Annotated in this window: 2 protein-coding genes and 1 pseudogene; 2 read left to right on the forward strand and 1 reads right to left on the reverse strand. The window is 71.9% G+C overall.

What is annotated here, in order from left to right; all coding sequences use genetic code 11:
- Positions 1 to 134 precede the first annotated feature (134 nt).
- Entirely contained in the window at positions 135 to 1,946 is a 1,812-nt protein-coding gene (locus tag ACFW2E_RS11325; protein WP_384464878.1) for a phosphatidylglycerol lysyltransferase domain-containing protein, read from the reverse strand.
- Between the two features lie 227 nt (positions 1,947 to 2,173).
- On the opposite strand from ACFW2E_RS11325, the gene ACFW2E_RS11330 reads away from it, so the two are divergent.
- Both ACFW2E_RS11330 and ACFW2E_RS11335 read left to right on the forward strand, forming a co-directional pair.
- Entirely contained in the window at positions 2,174 to 3,301 is a 1,128-nt protein-coding gene (locus ACFW2E_RS11330; protein WP_384464881.1) for an alpha/beta hydrolase, read from the forward strand.
- A 132-nt stretch (positions 3,302 to 3,433) separates the two neighbouring features.
- Positions 3,434 to 4,633, forward strand: a pseudogene (locus ACFW2E_RS11335) (hypothetical protein); the annotation flags it as partial.

Consider the following 4,633-nt stretch of genomic DNA (forward strand, 5'->3'; position numbering starts at 1 on the left):
GCCCCCCACTCGGCCGCGCCGGCTGTGTTTGATAATTTTAACTGCTTTGCCCCTGGGCGAGGCCCGCTGGCCCTGGGCCCCGCGCGCACCCCCCCGGGCCGCAGGGGCGGGGTTTCCGCTCGGGCCGGTCCGGGTCATGCCGCCTTGACGTCCCGCTCCGGCAGCCCGTGGGAGCACGGACGCGGGGCGGCCGTGCGGCGGCGCAGGAACCGCGGCAGCGGCAGGGCGAGGTTGACGAAGCCCTCCGCCTGCATGGCCGCGAAGCCGATGCGGGGCAGGTCGCCGGAGGCCCGGTAGACGACGAAGCGCGGCTCCCAGCGGGGCTGGAACTTCGCGTTGAACTTGTAGAGCGACTCGATCTGGAACCAGCGGGACAGGAAGACCAGCAGCCCGCGCCAGGCGCGCAGCACCGGACCCGCGCCGATCTTCTCGCCGCGCGCCAGCGCGGAGCGGAACATCGCGAAGTTCAGCGAGACGCGCGTGATGCCGAACTTCGGGGCCGCCTGGAGCGCGGCGACGATCAGCAGCTCGTTCATGCCGGGGTCGGCCGAGCGGTCGCGGCGCATGAGGTCCAGGGACGCGCCGTCGGTGCCCCAGGGCACGAAGTGCAGGATCGCCTTCAGGTCGCCGTAGGGACCCGGCTCGTCGTCCGTCTTGTGGGCGGTGGCGATGAGGCAGTCCCCGTCGGTCGCGTCGCCGATCCGGCCGAGCGCCATGGAGAAGCCGCGCTCGGTGTCGGTGCCGCGCCAGTCCTCCGCGGCGCGTCGGATCCGGTCCAGCTCGGCCTCGCCCAGGTCACGGATGCGCCGTACTCGGGTTTCGTAGCCGGCCCGCTCGATGCGCTTGACCATCTGGCGCACGTTGCGCATCGCGCGTCCGGCGAGCGAGAAATCCGCGACGTCCACCACCGCCTCGTCGCCCAGTTCGAGGGCGTCGAGGCCGGTCTCACGGGTCCACACCTCACCGCCGGTCTCCGAGCAGCCCATGACGGCGGGCGTCCAGGAGTGCGCCTTGGCCTCGTCCATGAAGCGCTCGATGGCGCCCGGCCAGGCCTCGACGTCGCCGATGGGGTCGCCACTGGCGAGCATCACGCCGGAGACGACGCGGTACGTCACCGCGGCCTTCCCACTGGGGGAGAAGACGACGGCCTTGTCGCGGCGCAGGGCGAAGTGGCCGAGGGAGTCGCGGCTGCCGTGCCTCGCCAGCAGGGCACGCAGCCGGTTCTCGTCCTCCTCCGTCAGCCGGGCCGCCGGGTGTTCGGGGCGGAAGGCCAGGTAGATGGTGGTGACCGCGGTGAGCAGGCCGAGGGCGCCGAGGGAGAAGGCGACCGTCCAGGAGGTGTTGCCCTCGTAGTCGACCGGCCCCTCGAAGCCGAACAGGCCGTACAGGACGTGCGTCAGGCGATCGGCCACGCTCGGGTCGCCGATGGTGCGGTTGGGGTGGACGCTGACGATGACCAGCCCGAGGACGAGGGAACCGGCGCCCATGAGGACGAAGTTGGCCAGCGCGCGCCACCGGCTGCGCGGGTCGGGCAGGGCCGCGAACTCATGGCGGTGGCGCAGCAGCGGCAGCAGCAGCGCCATCGAGATGAGCGCCCCCACGATGGAGTGCCGGTACACGAACTGCGCGATCGCACCGGCGGGCAGGAGTGCGACCGCGGCCCGCCACGCCCGGCGCTTGCGCCGTTTGAGCCCGTGCGCGAGCAGCAGCAACAGCACACCGGTGCTGAGCGAGAGCGCCGCGGCGAACGGGCCGAGCGCGCCGGGCAGCACTTCGGCTATGGCGTGCATACGGCTGTGACGGAAGCGCGGGAACACGCCCGCGGCAATGTCGAGGACGCCCACAAGTGCGCACGCCCTGCTGACCAGTGCGGGGACGGCTTCGGGACGCGGGCCGCGAACTATGCGCCGCGCCGCGCTTGATCGGCCCGGAACCCCGCCCGACATTTCCCCATCTATCCTGACAGACATCGCATCCCGTAGTTCTGCGAGAGACCTTGAATCCGGTGCCGATCGGGCATCCGGCGACATTGCGCCCTCTAGGACGGTGTCTCGGGGAGAGAGGTTCATTCCCCACCGGAAAGCCGGTTCAAAGGCCAAGGAAAGTCCGGGGCAAGCCCTCGCTACGAAAGCGTCGGCCGGTCGTGGGCGGAAAGCGCAGGCAGGAACAGCTCATGGGTCTCACGAGCAACAAAGTGCTGATGCTGGCGGTCGTCGTCGCCGTGCTGCTGTTCGTCGGCACCGTATGGCTGTGGCCACGGCTGGCCCGGCAGAACTGGCGGGCCGTCAGCGGGCGCGTGGCTCTGCTCCTGGCGACCCAGTTGACGCTCTTCGCCTCCCTGGGGATCGCCGCCAACCAGGCCTTCGGCTTCTACGCCAGCTGGGCGGACCTGTTCGGCAGGGAGACGGACCAGGGCGTCGTCGTCGACCACTCGGCCAACGGCGGGGCCGGCGGCCCGCTCCAGGTGGTGAGCACCGCACAGGTGCAGGGGGTGGGCGGATCGGGTCCGCGGATGACCGGACAGGTCCAGAAGGTCGACATCGTGGGGCGTACGACTCATATCGCCACACCTGCGTATGTGTATCTGCCGCCGGAGTACTTCCAGCCGCAGTACCGCACGCGTACGTTCCCGGCCGCCGTCGTGCTCACCGGCTATCCCGGAACGGCGCAGGCCCTGGTGGACAAACTGCACTACCCGCGTACGGCCCAGGAACTGGCCAAGAACGGGCGCATGCAGCCGATGATCCTCGTCATGCTGCGGCCGACGGTGGCGCCGCCGCGCGACACGGAGTGCGTGGACGTTCCGGGCGGCCCGCAGACCGAGACCTTCTTCGCCAAGGATCTGCCCGATGCCGTGCTGGCCCACTACCGGGTGGGCAGGAAGCCGGGCAGCTGGGGGATCGTCGGCGATTCCACCGGCGGCTACTGCGCACTCAAGCTCGCCATGCACCACCCGAACGTCTACGCGGCGGGTGCGGGCCTCTCCCCCTACTACAAGGCACCGATCGACCCCACGACCGGCGATCTGTTCCGCGGTGACCGGAATCTTCGCAATCACTCCGATCTGTGGTGGTATCTGAAGCACCAGCCCGCACCGGACACCTCACTGCTCGTCAGCAGCAGCAGGATCGGCGAGGCCAACTACAAGGACACGCTCCGGTTCATCGATCAGGTGCAGGCCACCAACCGGACCCGGATCGCGTCGATCATCCTGGGCAGCGGCGGGCACAACTTCAACACCTGGCGGCGCGAGATCCCGGCGACGCTGCAGTGGATGAGCGGGCGGCTGAGCGACCGCTGAGAGCGATCTCGTCGAATTCGGCGGCCCACTGACCGGACATGTCGTTCCTGATGTCATGTGAAGGCTCCGGTGTGGCTGTGTTTTTACGATGCGGGGCACCACGATTCGCCTACGCGCGGTAAGTTTCTGGCCATGCCACGTGGACGTCACCGCCATTCCCCGCCTTTGCACCGGCTGTTGCCGCCTTCGGTGATCGCAGGCGTCTCCCTCGTCTGCGCCTTCGGCCCCTGGGTGTTCTCGGATCCGGGCGTGCTGCGCGTCGTCGCCGCCTCCGCCGCGGCGACCGCGGTCGTCGGTGCCGCCGTCATGCGCCGCTGGGACGCACAGGCGGGCAAGCAGGTCGCCGACCTCACGCGCGGACGGGCGAGCGACGAGTGGCGCCATGAGGAACGGGTCGCCGAGCTGGAGGCCGACCTGGAGGAGTCGCGCGAGCTGCGCGGCAAGCTGGAGCAGCGGCTGCGCGCGAAGCGGGCCGAGCTGGCCGGGCTGCGCAACGAGCACGCGGCGCTGCTGCGGCGGTACGCCACCGCGGAGACCGAGCGGGCCAGCGCCCTGGAGGGCCGCCGGCTGCTGGAGATAGAGACGACCGTGCCGTCGCGCGCGCTGCCGCCCGCTCCCGAGCGGAAGCCGGAGCCCGAGCTCGCGCAGGAGACCGAGCCCGAGCTCGCGCAGGAGACCGAGACCGAGACCGAGGCCGTGGCCGACTCGGGCGAGGCCGGCGCGGCCGCAGAGGACGCCGAGGACGCGAAGCCCGAGGTTCCCGCGGTGTTCTCGCCCGAGGGTTCCCGGCTGTTCCTGCGGGCGAAGGCGGCGCTGTCCAAGTTCGACGACGGCGAGAAGGCCGCCGGGGCCGAGGCCGCCGGGGCCGGCGCCAAAGGGGACGACGGCGCGGACGAGGTGACCGGGACGGAGGCCGAGGCGGCGGCCGACGCTGCCGGGACGGAGGCCGCAGAAGCCGCCCGGGAGCCGGTCCGGGAAGCCGCCCACGAGTCCGGCCACGAGTCCGGCCACGAGTCCGCCCACGAGTCGGGCCGGGAGCCCGCTCAGGAGTCCGTCCAGGAGGACGAGGCGCAGGGGCAGCCCGAGGCGGTCGACGGACACGAGCGCACCGCCGCCGCCTCCCCCACGGCCCAGCCCGACGAGCGGCCCGCGCAGCCCGGCGCGCCCACCGGACAGGCCACCGGTCACTACACGGTGCCGGCCGCGGTGGCGGTCGTACCCTCGGCCCCGGCGCGGCGCCCCCGGGGGGGGGGGGGCGCCGGGGCGCCCCCCCCCCCCCACGGCGGTGACGGCCTCACCGGACCCGACCAGCATCCGGACCAGAGCCCGCCC

It is taken from the genome of Streptomyces sp. NPDC058964 (assembly GCF_042741275.1).
Classification (GTDB): Bacteria; Actinomycetota; Actinomycetes; order Streptomycetales; family Streptomycetaceae; genus Streptomyces.